Below are 16,635 nucleotides of genomic sequence, written 5' to 3'. Positions count from 1 at the left end.
GTCCTGCCAGTTCTTGCGCCCGGTAGCGCTCATGCGCAAACGGATGTGAATGATGCACGCGTGGATTACATATTCAAGCGCGGCGACACCCTTATCGATCTTGCTGAAAAATATCTCCGTAAGCGTTCCGATTATGTCACGGTCCAGCGGATCAATCGCATAAATAATCCGCGTTTCATTCCGGTCGGACGCACAGTGTCGATCCCGTTTCGCCTGTTAAAATACCGGCCGAGCGAAGCCAGCCTGAGCGCATTTCGCGGGGACATTTCCATCAGCAGGTCAGGCCGGTCGATCACACCGGTAAAGGGTACGGCGATTGCCGAGGGCAGCGACCTTGCAACAGCGGCAAGCAGCTTCCTGACGCTTCAGCTTGAAGATGGATCGCGGGTTTCCATGCCGTCCAACAGCAAAATGCGGATTACCCGGCTGCGGCATATTCTTTTGACCGATAGTGTGGATTATGAATTGGCGGTTGATCGAGGACGGATAAGATCAAAGGTCGTGCCGCTCGATAAAAAATATGATCGCTATCGGGTCCGGACGCCTTCCGCCGTTTCGGCCGTTCGCGGCACGGATTACCGGACGCGGGTGAATGAAGCAACGGGGACCGTTTATTCCGAAACGGTTGAGGGCGTGATTGATGTTACGGCGGATGATAGCTTTACAGGCAGCGAGGCCGTTTCGGTTCCGGCTGGTACCGGCGCTGCGGCTACGGTCACTGGCGATCTGGCAAAGGCAGACCTGCTGTCGCCGCCGGAGCTGGTGGACCCGGCCAAGGTTCAATCGGAAGAGACACTGGAATTTACCATCACACCGCGCGGCGAAGCTACCGCGCACCGTTTGCTTATATCGCTGGATGCCGGTTTCGTGGACGTTGTGGGTGAACAGCTAAGCGACAGTGCAACCATAGAGTTTCCCGCTATTGAAGATGGCCGCTTTTTCGCCAAGATTACCGCCATTGACCAGAATGGCTTTGAAGGCATGCCGGCGACTTATGCGTTTAAACGCTTGTTAAGCACTTTGAGCGGCAGTGCCGAAAGCGGTGATTTTGGCTATCGGTTCAAATGGCATGGCGCTGGCAAAGGAAAGCGTGTTTATCGATTCCAGCTTTTGCTTGATGATATAAATGCTGTTCCGATGGTTGATGAAGCGGGACTGACAGATAATGTCATCACTTTATCCGACCTTCCTGACGGTGAATATTACTGGCGCGTTGGCGTGACGCAATATCCGGAAAATTCCGATGATGGAGAGGTTTTTCAAAAGTGGACCGATTTTGAAAAGCTGACGGTCGCTGGTTAAGGACCACCTAAACGCTGAATCGTGAGGGGCGGCGGATTGGGCTGTCTTTTGTTCTAGGGGAATTGATTGTCGATGAAATTACGCCGCCGCCTGGGGATTGAATGGGCTGGCGTGGCGCTGGCGGCCTCGTTGACTGTGGCGGCGCTGGTCTATTGGAACACTCTCTCCGGTTTTGATAACCTTCTTTATGACGGGTTGTCCGAATATGGTCGGCCCGAAGCTTCGGAGGAAATCCTGATTGTCGCGGTGGATGAGGATAGTCTTGCGGCCTTTGGAAAATGGCCCTGGCCGCGTGAACGTCATGCCTATTTGTTGAATATCCTGGCTCAAGCCGGACCAAAGGCTATCGCGTTTGACATATTACTGAGCGAATCTGGCGATGCACAATCGGATACCGCTTTGGCCGAGGCAGCGTCCAAAAACGAAAACCTGTTCCTGCCGCTCCACTTTGTCTTTCCGGGCAGCGACGGGGCAGAATATGACATCAAGCAGCCACTTGACCCTTTCAGGCGAGCGGCCAGCGGTGTCGGTCATGTGAACCTGTTGTTTGACCGTGACGGAGTGGTGCGACAGACTCTGCTCTGTTTTGGTGAAAGCAATGAGGATGGGAGAAACGCAACAACGCCCTGGCCGCATCTGATGGAGCAGATCTATCGCGCCGTGAAAGGCCGGGCTTCCCCGGCTTATACGCGATTGGATAATTGTGACCAGCCGCTGCTTATGCCTTATGCGAACCGCGGTGCGTTTGCCCAAGTACCTTATTCTGCCGTTGTTGAAGGCCAGATTCCTGCCGCTTTTCTGGAAGACAGGATCATATTGGTTGGCGCGGCCGCACATGGGTTGGGAGATCAGTATCCCGTGCCATTTGCCGACAGCGGGCCCATGTCCGGTGTAGAAATCATGGCCAATATGCTGAACGACATGATGGCGGATAATTTCATAACGCCAGTTTCACCCGTTACCCAAATCATATTGTCGCTGATCCCGGCCTGGATTTTGCTGATCGGTTTCTGGCGCTGGCGACCACGAACGACAATTTTCATCTCGCTTGGGCTGGTGGTTCTGATAATCGCGGCAAGCGCGCTGTTGCTGTCATTGCGGATATGGTTCCCGCCCGGTGCAGCTTTGGTCGGTTTGGGGCTGGTCTATCCGGTCTGGGGTTGGCGACGGTTGCAGGCGACCAGCGATTTCATGGACGAGGAACTGAGAAACTATCGTTCCGATACCGTCAATATTCCGGTTTTGCAGCCCGAGCTTGGGCCGGTAGATCTGGTTACTGAGCAGGTCGAAAAACTGGGTCACGCGATTAAATATGTGCGCGATTTGCGGCGGTTTATCGCGGATGCGCTCACCAATTTGCCCGATCCGATGTTCATTACAGATCTTGATGGAAAAGTGAAATTTGTCAACAAACTGGCGCAATCGGGTATCGACGACGGGACGCAGGATCTCGCCCTTGATGACATGCTGGACCGGTTTGTTGCGCCGCAGGATCTGGGCGACGTTAAAGACTATCTGGCTCTGGACCAGCATATGCGCGAACATGATTATGTGGATTTCACGTCCCGCAGCGGTGAAGTCTTCGCCATGCGCCGCGCCCGTATCATGTCCGATGAAGGGGAGCTTCGCGGGCATATCCACTATCTTGCCGACATAACCGAGGTCGCCAATGCAGCCCAGGAACGCGAAGAAGTGTTGCAACTTTTGTCCCATGACATGCGATCGCCGCAAGCTGCGATCCTGGCTGTATTGTCGGGGCAGGAAAAGACAGAAGCGAGTGAACGCATTGAAAGCCATGCGCGCCGGACCCTGGCGCTGGCCGATAACTTTGTGGGCATGGCACGCATAAAATCAAAGGATTTTGAAGGCGAGGAAATATTGCTTTCCGACCTTGTGATTGAGGCAAGCGAAAGTTTATGGCCGCTTGCCAGACTGCGCGGCGTTAAAATCAGGGTGGATGACCAGTCGGAGGATGCTTTTGTACTTGGCGAGCCATCCAGCCTCTATCGGTCCTTCACCAACCTGATCGACAACGCGATCAAATATAGTCCCGATGAGGGCGTGATAGACATCATGTTACGCAATATCAGCATCGATCAGAAACCGTTTGTCGCTGTAGAGATTACGGATCAAGGCGGCGGGATTGCCGATGATATGCTGGACCATTTGTTCGAGCGCTTTTCCAGCCTGGATGCGGGATCAAAAGGCACCGTAAAAGGCACGGGACTGGGCCTGAGCTTTGTCGCGGCGGTGATAGATCGTCATGGCGGCACAATACGGGCTGAAAATATTCGAGCCAATAAGAACAGGGCAGGCGGCGCCCGGTTCACGGTATTATTGGCGCTGGCTCCGGACCTGGAGCATGGATCGGAAAATTCCGGGGAATAGCAGGTCTATTCAATCCCTTTTCGGGTGATCGTCCTATCGGTGATTGTGTCCGGATTTCCCAGATCCGATAAGGCCGCATCGACCAGATAAGGCAGAGACTGCTCTACCGTGCCTTTGCAATGATATTCCGCTGCTGTCCCCGAATAGAGCGCTTCTCCAGCCGGCACGGTAAACATATTGATGGTCAGGCGATGCTCCACATCTTCACAGGATTGCAGCGGCTTGCGTTCTTTTTTATCGGCAATCACGTTGAGGCTGCTCTCTTCACCTGTCGTTATAGCCATTGATGCGGGGCGGTTTGCCAAGGCTATATGGACCAATAAAGGCGCATCTTTATTTTGCGCAAAGCCTCTGTCCTCCAACACGCTGCCGACCATCTGGCGCGCGGCTTGATAGACCTGGCTGTTTTGTTCCGGTATTTCGGGGAAACTATATTGCTGAAGCGCGGGCAACACCGGTCCGGCCTGGGTATGAATACGCGTCTCCACCGGACCGCCGCAGCCCGAGACAGCGGTCATCACCGGTATCATCAAGATGGCAAGACGGCGCATAGAATCCCTCCGGCTCGTTAGTGCCTCCATAAAGTCCACAAGCACGTAGATAGAAAATGTCACGATAATAAGCCGAAACCCTAGAATATCAAAACGAGTCACGCCCTATTCAGCGGGTCAGCGCATAATAGATGACATAGAGCCATGAAAAAAAGCCATGGATAATAGCCCAGATTATCGACTTATGCGTCGTAAAGCTGATCGCTATAGCAAGAGCGCTACCAAAGCCGACGCCTTTGCTGACAATTTCCTTACGCACATAAGTAACGCCCCGACTCATCGGGGAGGCCCCTGCCGAATAGTCTTCTGGCCTCATCCGTTCCGGTTTAATCCCGCCCGGCATTAATCAGGCAGCTTCGCGGGTGCGTTCTGAAAGCTCTTGATTGAGCATTTCCGCCAAAAGGAATGCGAGTTCCAGCGATTGCGCAGCGTTCAGCCTTGGATCGCAATGGGTATGGTAACGATCCCCCAAAGATTCATCCGTGATTGCGATTGCACCGCCAGTACATTCGGTGACATTTTGACCGGTCATTTCGCAATGGATACCGCCGGCAAAAGTACCTTCTGCGCGGTGGACAGCAAAGAAGCCGCGTACTTCAGCCAATATCCGCTCAAACGGGCGGGTTTTAAAACCGCTGTCCGCCTTGATGACATTGCCGTGCATCGGGTCGCATGACCAGATGACGGGGTGGCCTTCCTGTTTAACCGCACGGACCAACGGGGCAAGACCGCTTTCCACTTTGTCATGACCAAAGCGGGAGATCAAAGTGATCCGCCCTGCTTCACGTTCCGGATTCAATATGTCGAGCATTTTCAGCAAGTCGTCAGCTTTCAGCGAAGGCCCGCATTTCATGCCGATCGGGTTGCCAATACCGCGTAAGAATTCGACATGGGCCGAACCTTCAAACCGCGTCCGGTCGCCAATCCACAGGAAATGGGCGCTGGTATCATACCATTGGCCGGTCAGGCTGTCCTGCCGCGTCAATGCTTCCTCGTATGGGAGCAATAACGCTTCATGGCTGGTGTAGAAAGACGTAGCCTTCAATTGCTGCGCGGTATCGGGATTGATGCCGCACGCTTCCATGAAGGCAAGTGCTTCGCTGATCCGGTCAGCCATTTCTTCGAATTTTTTGGCCCACGGGCTACGTGTCATAAAATCATGGGTCCAGCCATGCACTTCTTTCAGGTTGGCATAACCGCCGGTCGAAAAAGCACGCAGCAGGTTGAGCGTGGCAGCCGCTTGATTATAGGCGCGAATCATACGCTCAGGATCGGGCTGGCGTCGAGCTTCGTCAAATTCGATGCCGTTGATAATATCTCCGCGATAGCTGGGCAATTCAATGCCATCTTGCGCCTCTGTTGGCGCAGAGCGTGGCTTGGCAAACTGTCCGGCCATGCGGCCCAGCTTTACCACCGGCATTTTCGATGCAAAGGTGAGTACGACGGCCATTTGCAGGAGAACCCGGAATGTGTCCCGAATATTATTGGGATGAAATTCGGCGAAACTTTCTGCACAATCGCCGCCTTGCAGCAAAAATGCGCGGCCTTGTGCGACTTCGGCAAGGTCTTCTTTCAGGCTGCGCGCTTCACCGGCGAAAACCAGTGGCGGGTATGTCCCCAGCAGCTTTTCCGTATCCGCGAGCTTCGTTGCATCGGGATAATCAGGCATTTGCAGCCCTTCAAAATTTCTCCAACCGTTCGGCGTCCAGTTCGTCGCCATGAGCGCACTCCAATTTCTTTAATATCTTTCGTTCTAAATCGGGTGCTCTTAGGCCCGTTTCAAGGATAAAGGCAAGCAAAAGCACGGCTTGGTTGCACCCGAAACCATCATGTTCACGGGCTGCACCTTTTAGGCTGCGGGTTTGACTATCCATGTTCCGGAGTTGCGATATTCCGGCTTTATCTGGCTATCATCTGGTAAGCTCTGGTCAGCCAAGGCTTTTTCGCTGCTTGGGGGAACCGGCAAACCATGCCGCCGGGCGCTATCTGCTTCAATGGCGTTTGCTTTAATGGCCTGCGCCCTTTCCGATTGCCGATTTTCCTCCACGGCCTTGCGTAGTCCAGCCTCATAGGCTTTTTCCAAGTCAATAGGATCGAGCGGCGGAGCTAGTGCGAGACTGGATTTGCTCAGATTCGGTATGGGCAGAGGTTCACCGCCACGATAGATTTGCTGGAATGCGCCGGGTTTTCCGGCATTTCCTTTCCAGCTGTAAAAGCGGTGCGCGCCAATGGTTCCCATGGAATGCAAGCTGCTAGCCCAATAGGGATGGACTTTGGTGGTATGATAATGGGTTGCGGTCACAACTGTAGGTTCGACCTTGCCAGCCAGTGCGAGTGCAGCAACCTTTTGCGCTCGCGCCCAGTGGCTTTTCGATGGGGTGCGGTTAAGCGAGCCGTCGCAAGTATAGGAAAACTGGCATCCGGTCACACGTTCGCTGCCTTGAAAAACTACGCCGCATATGGTGCTGGGGTAGCTTGGATGGCGCACCCGGTTTAGCACGACCTGTGCCACCGCCCTTTGCCCGGCATCCGGTTCCAGCCCTGCCTCATAATATATCGCCGAGGTCAGGCAATGCAGGGCACGGGCATTGTCGGTCAGAGATGCTTTGAACACGGCAGGCTCGATCAGGCTGGCAGAGTCTCTCAGGCTGCTTGTCGGTAGGTTGCTGAATTCCTTAACATCTGATTTGGCAAGCGGTGCTATTATAGAAATATCATGGTTTTGACGCGCATCAAGCTCCGTTTGCGGCATGATTGCTGCGGCGATGCCAAGGCTCAGGATCACTAGGCCGAACAATATCCGTTCGCGCAGATTGAGTCTTAGCCAAGATGGCAAAGGTGCCGTGGAACCAGCCTTTGGAGCAGGGGGCGGTGCTGACTCGACAGAGGGCGCAAGTCTATATCCTGCTGGTCCTGCGACAGGCGAACCGCTGGTGCTGAGTTGGGGCACATAAGGAGGGGGAACGCGCACTGTAATTTTCCGAGAATCCCTGAAATGCCCACTGGGCGATAAGCGGTAGAAATACAGTGGTTTCAGGCAATTATCTTTAATCAAAATCGGGTTGTTTCAAGATGGGACGCTATGCGCGCATAGCTTAAATGGTAAACGCAGCAATTCTGCAGATATGCGGGCAACGGGATCAGGATAACCGTAAAAAATCTGGCCCGGTAAATGCGGAAAAATTAGTGCTGAAGGTGATTCGCTTCCTGCATATTGATCAGATGCCGGGTAATGATAAAGCCAATTATACCAAACACTATGCCGCCAATAGCCGGTCCAAGGACAATGCCCTGTAGTCCGTATAGCGCGTCACCAATCCACAAAAAGGGCAATATACCCAGCGTGTTACGCAGCCAGTTCATGACGGTTGACCAAGCGGGGCGCTCCAGATTGTTGCAAGCGGCATTGGAGATGAACAAAACGCCGTTGAAAAAGAATAATGGAGTGAGGAAGACAGTGAAAAGCCAGAAGACATCCCGTCCCTCGCCCTCAAGATTAAACAGGTCGTTGATCGTATCGCTGAACAGTGCCAATAGAGGCCAGACCAGCAAGGTATAGGCAAGAGCAAAAGCGATGGCCTGTTTGATGGTAAGCCGGATACGATCAAATTTCAGCGCTCCGAAATTCTGTCCAATGATCGGACCAACCGCCCCGGAAAGCGAGAAAATCAGGCAAAATGCAACCGGGATGACCCGGCCCATAACTGCAAATCCTGCAATGACCTCTTCGGGATATTGCGCGATATAGCGATAGGTAATGAAACCGCCGAGCGGGGTGGCAACATTGGTCAGTATCGCAGGCAGCAGGATCGCCATTATAGGTTTCAGATCCTGCCGAAGCGATTTTGCGGAGAATCTCTCTATTCCGCCATAATGCTTGATAACCGGAACAACGGCCAGTATCGACGATACGACCGCTGCACAGGCCGTGGCAATGGCCGCTCCGTTAATGCCCAGCCCAAAGCCGAAGATGAAAATCGGATCAAGTATGGCATTGGTGATGCCCATACTGAGCGTAACGGTCATGGCGTGACGCGCAGCGCCGTGCGCGCGCAAAAATCCGGAACAGACCATCGCTGTAACGCTGAACGGCATGAAAAAGGCGACAATACGAATATAGCCGGTGGCCGCAGTTTTTACTGTTCCGCTGGCTCCGGCAAGGTCGAGTATCTGCGGCGCAAAGATGAATAATATGATCGCCATAGGAACAATCAACATCATGCTGAGCGCCAATATGCTGGTAAGATAGCGGTTGGCATAAGCGGCATCGCCCTGGCCTATTTTACGCGCTGCCAAGGCACTTGCTGCAACCATCAGGCCGATATTGAAAGCAGTTCCGAAAAACAGGATGGTGGAGGCAAAGCCCATGGCTGCAGTCAAAGCATTGTCGCCCAGCTGCGCAATGTAGAGCAGATCGACAAAATCGACGATGAACATTGCCAGCAAGCCGATGCTTGCCGTAAGTGTCATCACCGTAATATGCCGCATCGGACTGCCGGTTAGGAATATAGCGCTCTGGCTGGTGATAATATGATCCTGAAAAGCAAGTGACCCTGAGCCTCGACAGGAAGGCCGGAATTGGAAAGAGGATTAACTATAGCGTTTTGCCATCAGTGAAAATCCCTTCTATGCTAAATAAAGATACGGGGAGCAAATTATGTTTATGCGTTTCAATGTCCTGCTGGTGGTGGCAGTTATGGTTTCGGCCTGTTCGGTTGGCGGCGGTGATGAGCAGCGCGATATCTCAGAACAAGGCTATTTTGAGCGCAAGAATGTCGCTCCTGACCCGGCCGAGCAGGGCCAAGCGCCGTTAAAAGCTGAGCATGCCTACGCAAGAGCCGCGCTGAACTGCATCAACAAGCAATATCCCGGCAAGATCAGCCATGTCATGAATAGCGCCGATGACGTGCGGCCACCGGCCCAATTGACCCCGGCATTTTACGGCTGTTTTGACTGGCATAGCGCGGTGCATGGTCACTGGCTGCTGACACGATTGTGGGGCAACGATTCTGTCCCCGAAATGGATGCGGAGATCGCAGCGGCTTTATCGACCAATTTCACGGAAGAAAAAATCGCCGGTGAAGTGGCCTATTTTAATGGCGAAGGCCGCGCTTCTTTTGAGCGGCCCTACGGTCTTGCATGGTATTTGCAATTGACCGCAGAGCTAAGGGAAATTGCAGCGGGTGAGGGGGATAAGGCGGAGCAGGCCAGAATATGGCTCGCCAACCTGATGCCGCTGGAATCGGTCATTCTCGACCGGATCAAGCAATGGGTGCCGAAACTTGCCTATCCGATCCGGCTGGGAACACACAACCAGTCCGCCTTTGCCTTTGGTTTGTTTCTCGATTGGGCGCGAATTAGCGGTGACGGACAGATGGAACAACTGATTACTGAAAAGACTTTGGGCTTCCACCGCGATGACCGTAATTGCCCCATTGGGTATGAACCTTCGGGTGAAGATTTTCTCTCGCCATGCCTGATGGAAGCGGATTTGGTGCGGCGGGTCTTGCCTGAAACAGAGTTTGCCGAATGGCTGACCACGTTTCTGCCAGAAATTCCGAAAGATGGCAGCGGTGATTGGTTGCCCGTGGGTATTGTCAATGACCCTACCGATGGCAAGCTGGTCCATCTGGACGGGGTTAACTTGTCCCGTGCATGGGCGTTGGAGGGGATTGCGACCGCTTTGCCTGACGGAGACAAACGCATAGCAGCGTTGCTGTCGGCGGCAAAATTGCTGGGCGAAGCAGGGGAAAAATCGGTCCGAACACCCCATTATGCCGGCAGCCACTGGCTGGCCAGCTTTGCCACTTACTGGCGGACCGAGCGCGGTCTTAACCGGCAAACGGAAACTACTCAAGCCGGAAAAGTTGGGCCCTCTGAGGCAGGCGATTCCGGGCAATCAGAGCCTGTAACGGAATAAATATATGGCTTCGCAACTCATTCCGGCTCCTGATAATCTGTCGCCGAAAATATCGCCCTTCTGGCATCGGATATTCCCGGCTAATATAGATATTGCGCTAAAGACGATCCTTGGCGTCTGGGCAGCCTATATAGTCGCCAATATGCTTCGGGCTACTCTGTGGAGTCCGCAAAGCCATAATCATTCGCTGGAATATTATATTATTACGGCGGTTATTTCCATTACAGTCACATGGTTTTTGTACAGGCTATTGGTCTGGGGTGGTAAACACCTCACACTTGCTGTTCTCATACTGACAGTCCCGACCATTTTCCTGGCCCTTACCACGGTATATGTGACCAATTCCATATTGGCCTATCCTGCTTCGATACTGGACTATATCAGCGCATCACATAATATCGCGCACGACGAAGCGCTTTCGTTCTTTTTCGATGCGGCCTTTGCCAATTATCTCATATTACTCGGCTGGGGCGGACTTTATCTGGCTATGGCCAATAATCGAAACAGCCAGATTGCACTTGTCCATAGCCGGAATCTGGAGCGCCTGACACGCGGAAGCGAAATGCGTGCGCTACGCTATCAGATCAGTCCGCATTTTCTGTTTAACGCGCTAAACTCTGTCAGTTGCCTGATCATCGACAAACAAAATGGCTCGGCGGAACGCCTTATCGACTTGATTGCCGATTATATGCGATCGGTCTTGTACTTTAACGGCGACGATATAATCACCGTTGAACAGGAAATGGCCCAGCAAATCCGCTATCTTGAAATTGAACAGGTCCGCTTTCCAAGTCGCTTGAAATTTGAAGTGCATATCGACGACGATGTTCGCGATTGGAAAATTCCGTCCTTAATCCTTCAGCCGCTGATTGAAAATGCGGTCAAGCATGGGGTGGCCCGAACATCTGTACCGGTTTGCATTACAATCAGCGCGATAAAAGATCATAACCGGCTTAAATTGACGGTAACCAATAGCGGGCGTGTTTCGCCGATTATTTCCATGGCAAAGGGGACAGGGACAGGATTGGCCAATATTCGCGAACGGCTGGAAACGCTCTATGGTCCGTCTGCGGCCTTGCTTACCGGCAACGGACTGGAGGATGTCGTGATTGCAACCATCCTCATTCCTGATGAAGGGCAGATTTTCAAGGATTATTCTTTGTGATCTACCGGTTATCTCTGGACCAGCTATGACAAGAGGCAGGAAACTCAATATTCTGATCGTTGATGATGAGCCTTTGGCCCGCCGCCGCATTGAGGCGCTCTGCGATCGGATGGAGATTGTTGAACGGATTAACATCGCTAGTGATGGTCAGGAAGCGCTGGATTCCATAGTCAAAAACTACCCCGATGTAGTCCTGCTCGATATCAATATGCCCGATATGTCGGGCATGGTGGTCGCACGGCAATGCAAGAATCTGCACCTTAATTCAGGCGCTTCTGAAGCAGCGCCTCCGGAGATCATATTTACCACAGCCTATAGCCAATATGCCGTTGAGGCGTTCCGGGTTGATGCGGCAAACTATTTGCTCAAACCTGTGAAAGAGGATTTGCTGAGAGAGGCATTCGAACGGGTTTTGCAAAGAAGAGATCGGGGTGAAGGTGCCCGTAAAATAACCGATAACCAGTGGCTATGGGCGCAGGACGGGCAAAGTTCGGTGCAGATTCGCATTTTGGATATCGGCTGGATTACGGCAGAAGGGGACTATATGCGCCTGTGCCTGCCAGAGCGAAGCTATCTGGTCCATGACGCGATGCAATCTCTGTTGGAGCGCCTTCCAGGGGGGATGTTTATCCGCATACACCGTTCCGCCGCAGTGCGCCGGGATTTGCTGCGCGATATCCGCCGCAAGGGGCGACGCAATTTCATTGTGATGGATGACGGCACGCAACTCACCATTGGACCAAGTTATCTGGATTCCGTCTTGCGCGAGAGTAACCGTTGAGTCGATAGCTTTACTACTGAGAGCTTACCCTAAGTCCTGCGCCACCAGGTCTCTTACAAAACCGATCAGGCCGGTTTGCCGCGAACGGCGCATGCGTTCGGTGGCAAGGATATTCTGCACCTTGGCAAAACATGTGTCGAGATCATCGTTGATTAGAACATAGTCATAGCCGTCCCAGTGGCTGATTTCGCTGGCCGCGCGCTGCATGCGGCTGTCGATAATCTCGTTGCTGTCGGTGGCACGGCTCTCCAGCCGGTCGCGCAGGTCGGCGAGTGAGGGGGGGAGGATGAATATACGCACGACATCTTCGCCTGCGCGCTGGTAAAGTTGCTGTGTTCCCTGCCAGTCAATGTCAAACAGCACGTCCTGACCCGCTTCCAGGCTTTTCTGCACGGGTGCGGCAGGTGTTCCATAGCGGTTGCCGAACACGGTGGCATATTCCAGCAAGGCCTGATCCGCGACCATTTCCTCAAACTCCGCACCGGTGACGAAGTGATAATCCTTGCCATCTATCTCTCCGGGGCGTTGCTGCCGCGTGGTGACGGAAACTGACATGGCGATCTGGTCATCCGCCTTGAGCAGCATTTTAGCAAGCGTGGATTTTCCAGCGCCAGATGGAGAAGACAGCACAAACAGCAGCCCGCGGCGGCTCAGTTCATCATGCGGATGGGAAGAAATTATGTCGGCCATAGCGGCTCTTGGCCGACAAGAGCGCGTGCCGTCAAGACCGTTATCGGGCCTTTTCTCGTTAGCTGGATATTAGCTGTATCCATAAAGGTTTGGTAATTATCCCCTTGCGACATGTAGGTAAATGTGCTACATAATGGGGTATGAAAAACAAACCTAAAGCCCCGACACTCCGCCAGTTTCAAGACCGCTTCCCTACGGAAGATAGCTGCTTGGAACATCTTATGCGCACCCGATTTGGTGATCGTCATGATTGCGGAAAGTGTGGAAAGAACGCCCATTTTTACCGCATTACAACGCGCCGTAGCTACGCTTGCGAATATTGCGGCCACCAAGTCTATCCGACCGCTGATACGCCCTTCCATCGGACCCGCACTAGCCTTCGCGACTGGTTCTATGTCATGTTCATGTTCTGCACCACGCGCAACGGCGTTGCTGCCAAGGAAGTTGAGCGCCAGATCGGCGTGACTTACAAAACGGCGTGGCGCATGTGCCATGAAATCCGCAAGTATATGGCGCAAACGGACGGCGACGATATGCTTGGCGGCGGTGGCGGAATTGTCGAGATTGACGAAACCCTGATCGGCGGGTCGATTTCCGGCAAAGGTTCTGGTTACAAGGCCAACAAGACTTGCGTTGTCGGTTTTCTGGAACGTGATGACAAGCTGGTCACTCGTGTTGTGACGCGGCGCGACAAGGCCGCTATGCACCTTATGATCAACAATCACGTCCTGCCCGGCGCTAAGATCAGCACCGATGAATTTGGTGGCTACAAAGACCTGCATCACAACGGCTATCAGCACATGACCGTTCGGCACAAAGCCAAAGAATACAGCAACCCCGTTACCGGCGCTGGCGTCAATGCCATCGAAGGTTTCTGGTCGGCTTTGAAGCGCGGGATTAACGGAACGCATATTCATGTCAGCGGGAAGCACCTTTGGAAATATCTTGGCGAGTTCGAGTATCGTCACAATCGCCGTCACGCGCCGCATTTGATGCTGGACGAGATGATTTCGGCTTTTCAGCGTTAGAGCCTGTCATTGCCTTTAGAAGGGCGTCGAAGCGTTTATCCGCCTTGCTGTATGTCATTTAGAAAGTCCTCTTTCATTTTTTCCAGCTTCTTTGCCTCGCCATCGCACCGCGCCTCTATTTCGCCCAACGCTCGCTCCCAAAGGTTCAGCGCCTGCTTTATCTGGCCGATAAAAGCGGTGTTCTTTGAGGCTTCGTAACGCGGTTCGCCGTCTCCGACTGGTGGGGTTATTACTGCTTCATCAACTGTTATGTTTTCGAGGTAGGATGGCGCTGGGTGGTTTAAATCGGAGCAGTATACCATCCACGCCCCTGCATCTTTTGCCCGACTGATAGCTTGGCCCGGAATTATTGTATTTAGCATACCATCTTTTTGAATGGCTTCTAAGCTTTGCCTCAATTTCTCGACGTGATGGTGTAGGTTCTGCGCTCCCGCAGTCATTGTCCGCAAAGTTTGTTCCTGGATAAGAATTTGCGATGTTTTTTCCAATATATCAGACGCCTTTTCCTGCGCTTGCCTTAGCGAGCCAATCTCACTCCGATATTCATTGATCGCTTCACTCCTAATAGCCCGCTCATCTTCAATTCTTTTTGCGTCCGCCAAGTCCCCATCCTTGGCGGCTTCGGTGATTTGAACAACTCCACGCCAAAATAGCACACCAATGAGAATGAGCACAAAGAGCCCCATCCACGGCGTGTTCAGGCGTTCGTAAATCCAAACCAGCCAAGTCAATGTATCTCTCCAATTGGAGAATTGACCAACCGCTCCCGAAACAAACGCGCCAATGGTAAAAGTGGCCGTAAGCAAAACCGCAAAACGCGAACTTGTGTTTCGCCATATTTGACTGACAATTGATTTATCTGGATTTTCCATCCCGACTCCCTACCACAGTATCTCATGAGGGTAGCCCCTCTTGATACATGTCGCAAGGGGATATATACCTAAAGGTTTCAGGGCGTCTGCTTTAGGGGCTCTGTTTTAGGGGAAAGGGCCTTATGCTTGGGCGGCGTCAAACAAATCGCGGCAACCACGGACATAGCCGAAAGGATCAGGCCAATAATGAACGCCCGGTCATAGCTGCCATAAATATCGAAAATATAGCCTGCGCCAGCGGGGGCCATGGCAACAAAAGGCAAAAGCAACGGCGCAATAACCGAGTTGATTTTGGCAAAGCTTTCCTGCCCGAAAAAATTACTTACGAGGGCAGGGAACAGGGCGAAAGTTCCGCCATAGCATAACCCTAAGGTGAAGGCCGAAATGCCCAACATGAGTGGATGCGGTAATGTCCATAGCATGAAGAATCCGATCAACATGACCCCCATTATGCCTGCCATCAACCAACGCAGCTCCAGCCTGTCGCCTAGCCAGCCGGCGGGTATGCGGCCCACTCCGTTGCCCAGAATGAACATACTGATGATTGAGGCGGTCTGTAATTTCGATATGCCAATATCGGAAAAGTAAAGCGCGCCGTGAGTCAGCAGGAACGTACCGAGCCCTAAATAGGTGATGCTGATTATCATGGCGAAATAGACCGTGCGAGTCCGGAAAACTTCTCTAATTGTCCAGTTATATGCGCTGCGATAGGTGCGCGCTATGGGTGCAGATTCCCGTGTATTGCCGTGCGTATCATGTGGATCGATATTGTCCGGAAATTGGTCAATATCCTGCGGACGGTTGATAATGAACCTGGACAAGAGCAACGCCCCACCAACTGTGGCGGCGCTAACCAGCCAGCCGGATTGCCAGGAGCCAAAACTGTCCATAATTCCGATAAGCACCGGCTGCGCGATAAACCCGCCCAGCGCACTGCCGGTCAGCATTATTCCCAACACAGTCGCCCGCTTGGCGTCGAACCAGTGAATCACCACGGTATGCCAGCATAATGGACCGGCCAACGCCCCGGCTGCCCCGATCAAAAACCCCCAAATCAATATCCAGTGCCAGACCTGCGTCACGAAAAAGACGGTGAGCAAAAGCCCGGTCAGCATGAGCGTCAGCCCGGTTGTAAGGGTAGAGCGCACACCCCATTTCCCTATCATCCAGCCGGTTACCGGATAGGCTATGCCGATCATCAGGAAGTTCAGGCTATGCGCGATAGAGGCATCGCCGCGGTGCCAGTCCATCGCCACAACCATCGCCGGAAAAACCGCTGCATAAGCGTATGTTACAAAGCCGGACGAGGCAAACTGTATGAAGAATAAAAGCGCGGCATTGTTCCAGCCGTAAAATTTCCGGCGAGAAAAAGGTGCAAAAGCACTGCCTTCGGCCTGTACGGCCTGTCTGGTTTCCAAAGCTACCTCTCCCCGTCTTCTATAGGATGACGCGAGCAAAAATTGCAGAGCGCCTCCTCCATGCGGATGTGAAAAGGGAGAGTGCTGTGATTTAAATCATTTGGACACTGTCACAATGATTACCGGTCGGCGGGGAGGGCCAGACATTCACTTCGCCCTGAACCTGTCAAACAACGTAATTAACTTGATACAGAATATCACTTGCCACATGACAATTGAAAGGTCGAAGGGGCGAGGATTATTTATGATTGATCCTACGTTTGATTCTCGGTTGGGGGCTAAAATAATGATATCGCGCAACCATGCGTTGGCCGCTGTCGGTCTGGTTTTATTGACCCTCGCTATATTATTCCTGATGGGGCGACCGCCGATATGTGATTGCGGGACGGTGGAGCTGTGGCACGGGGAGGTGCAATCGGCGGGGAATAGTCAGCATCTTTCGGACTGGTATACGTTCAGCCATATCATTCACGGTTTTCTGTTTTACGGTCTGGGCCATATCTTGTTCAGAAAAGGGCGT

General features: G+C 52.8%; 15 protein-coding genes. 7 read left to right on the top strand and 8 right to left on the bottom strand.

The features are described 5' to 3' along the window. The first annotated feature begins 45 nt into the window (after window positions 1-45). Together VIN76_RS08960 and VIN76_RS08955 are read left to right on the top strand one after the other, a co-directional pair. Complete coding sequence (locus tag VIN76_RS08960) at window positions 46-1,302, top strand: FecR family protein (RefSeq protein WP_332041503.1); 1,257 nt, start codon at window positions 46-48, stop codon at window positions 1,300-1,302. Window positions 1,303-1,374: 72 nt separating this feature from the next. Further along, the gene (locus VIN76_RS08955; RefSeq protein WP_332041502.1) at window positions 1,375-3,690 is read left to right on the top strand and encodes a CHASE2 domain-containing protein; all 2,316 of its coding nucleotides are present in this window, start codon (window positions 1,375-1,377) and stop codon (window positions 3,688-3,690) included. Window positions 3,691-3,695: 5 nt separating this feature from the next. Here VIN76_RS08955 and VIN76_RS08950 read toward each other — a convergent pair whose 3' ends face one another. From VIN76_RS08950 to VIN76_RS08930, 5 genes are all read right to left on the bottom strand, one after another. Next, window positions 3,696-4,241, bottom strand: coding sequence for a hypothetical protein (locus VIN76_RS08950; protein WP_332041501.1), 546 nt, complete (start codon window positions 4,239-4,241; stop codon window positions 3,696-3,698). A 109-nt stretch (window positions 4,242-4,350) separates the two neighbouring features. Next, window positions 4,351-4,521 (bottom strand): hypothetical protein, encoded by a 171-nt coding sequence (locus VIN76_RS08945; protein ID WP_332041500.1) that lies wholly within the window; start codon window positions 4,519-4,521, stop codon window positions 4,351-4,353. 66 nt (window positions 4,522-4,587) lie between these two features. After that, window positions 4,588-5,961 (bottom strand): class II 3-deoxy-7-phosphoheptulonate synthase, encoded by a 1,374-nt coding sequence (locus VIN76_RS08940; RefSeq protein WP_332041499.1) that lies wholly within the window; start codon window positions 5,959-5,961, stop codon window positions 4,588-4,590. Window positions 5,962-6,090: 129 nt separating this feature from the next. Continuing rightward, window positions 6,091-7,212, bottom strand: coding sequence for a cell wall hydrolase (locus VIN76_RS08935; RefSeq protein ID WP_332041498.1), 1,122 nt, complete (start codon window positions 7,210-7,212; stop codon window positions 6,091-6,093). 212 nt (window positions 7,213-7,424) lie between these two features. After that, the gene (locus VIN76_RS08930) at window positions 7,425-8,711 is read right to left on the bottom strand and encodes an MATE family efflux transporter (RefSeq protein ID WP_332041497.1); all 1,287 of its coding nucleotides are present in this window, start codon (window positions 8,709-8,711) and stop codon (window positions 7,425-7,427) included. A gap of 187 nt (window positions 8,712-8,898) precedes the next feature. Between VIN76_RS08930 and VIN76_RS08925 the strand changes: the two genes are divergently transcribed. From VIN76_RS08925 to VIN76_RS08915, 3 genes are read left to right on the top strand one after another with little or no spacing between them, the layout of a single operon-like run. Continuing rightward, complete coding sequence (locus tag VIN76_RS08925; protein ID WP_332041496.1) at window positions 8,899-10,161, top strand: DUF2891 domain-containing protein; 1,263 nt, start codon at window positions 8,899-8,901, stop codon at window positions 10,159-10,161. 4 nt (window positions 10,162-10,165) lie between these two features. Beyond that, the gene (locus tag VIN76_RS08920; protein WP_332041495.1) at window positions 10,166-11,326 is read left to right on the top strand and encodes a sensor histidine kinase; all 1,161 of its coding nucleotides are present in this window, start codon (window positions 10,166-10,168) and stop codon (window positions 11,324-11,326) included. A 25-nt stretch (window positions 11,327-11,351) separates the two neighbouring features. Further along, window positions 11,352-12,107, top strand: coding sequence for a response regulator transcription factor (locus VIN76_RS08915; RefSeq protein ID WP_332041494.1), 756 nt, complete (start codon window positions 11,352-11,354; stop codon window positions 12,105-12,107). A 24-nt stretch (window positions 12,108-12,131) separates the two neighbouring features. On the opposite strand, the gene gmk is transcribed toward VIN76_RS08915, so the two are convergent. After that, entirely contained in the window at window positions 12,132-12,797 is a 666-nt protein-coding gene (gene gmk / locus VIN76_RS08910) for a guanylate kinase (protein ID WP_332041493.1), read from the bottom strand. A 140-nt stretch (window positions 12,798-12,937) separates the two neighbouring features. Between gmk and VIN76_RS08905 the strand changes: the two genes are divergently transcribed. Next, entirely contained in the window at window positions 12,938-13,825 is an 888-nt protein-coding gene (locus tag VIN76_RS08905) for an IS1595 family transposase (RefSeq protein ID WP_332041492.1), read from the top strand. Between the two features lie 35 nt (window positions 13,826-13,860). On the opposite strand, the gene VIN76_RS08900 is transcribed toward VIN76_RS08905, so the two are convergent. Both VIN76_RS08900 and VIN76_RS08895 read right to left on the bottom strand, forming a co-directional pair. Continuing rightward, window positions 13,861-14,697 carry a hypothetical protein gene (locus VIN76_RS08900; protein ID WP_332041491.1) on the bottom strand — a complete coding sequence of 279 codons (837 nt, stop codon included), beginning with the start codon at window positions 14,695-14,697 and terminating at the stop codon, window positions 13,861-13,863. 77 nt (window positions 14,698-14,774) lie between these two features. Next, on the bottom strand, window positions 14,775-16,115 hold the full coding sequence (locus VIN76_RS08895) for an MFS transporter (protein ID WP_332041490.1): 1,341 nt from the start codon (window positions 16,113-16,115) through the stop codon (window positions 14,775-14,777). A gap of 286 nt (window positions 16,116-16,401) precedes the next feature. Here VIN76_RS08895 and VIN76_RS08890 point away from each other — a divergent pair. After that, window positions 16,402-16,635, top strand: a 234-nt coding sequence (locus VIN76_RS08890; protein WP_332041489.1) for a DUF2585 family protein, incomplete at its 3' end; no start/stop codon positions are given.

This window comes from Parasphingorhabdus sp. (assembly GCF_036568145.1).
Classification (GTDB): domain Bacteria; phylum Pseudomonadota; class Alphaproteobacteria; order Sphingomonadales; family Sphingomonadaceae; genus Parasphingorhabdus.
The sequence above is the reverse complement of the archived record's forward strand: the minus strand, read 5'-3'. Positions and strand labels throughout refer to the sequence as shown.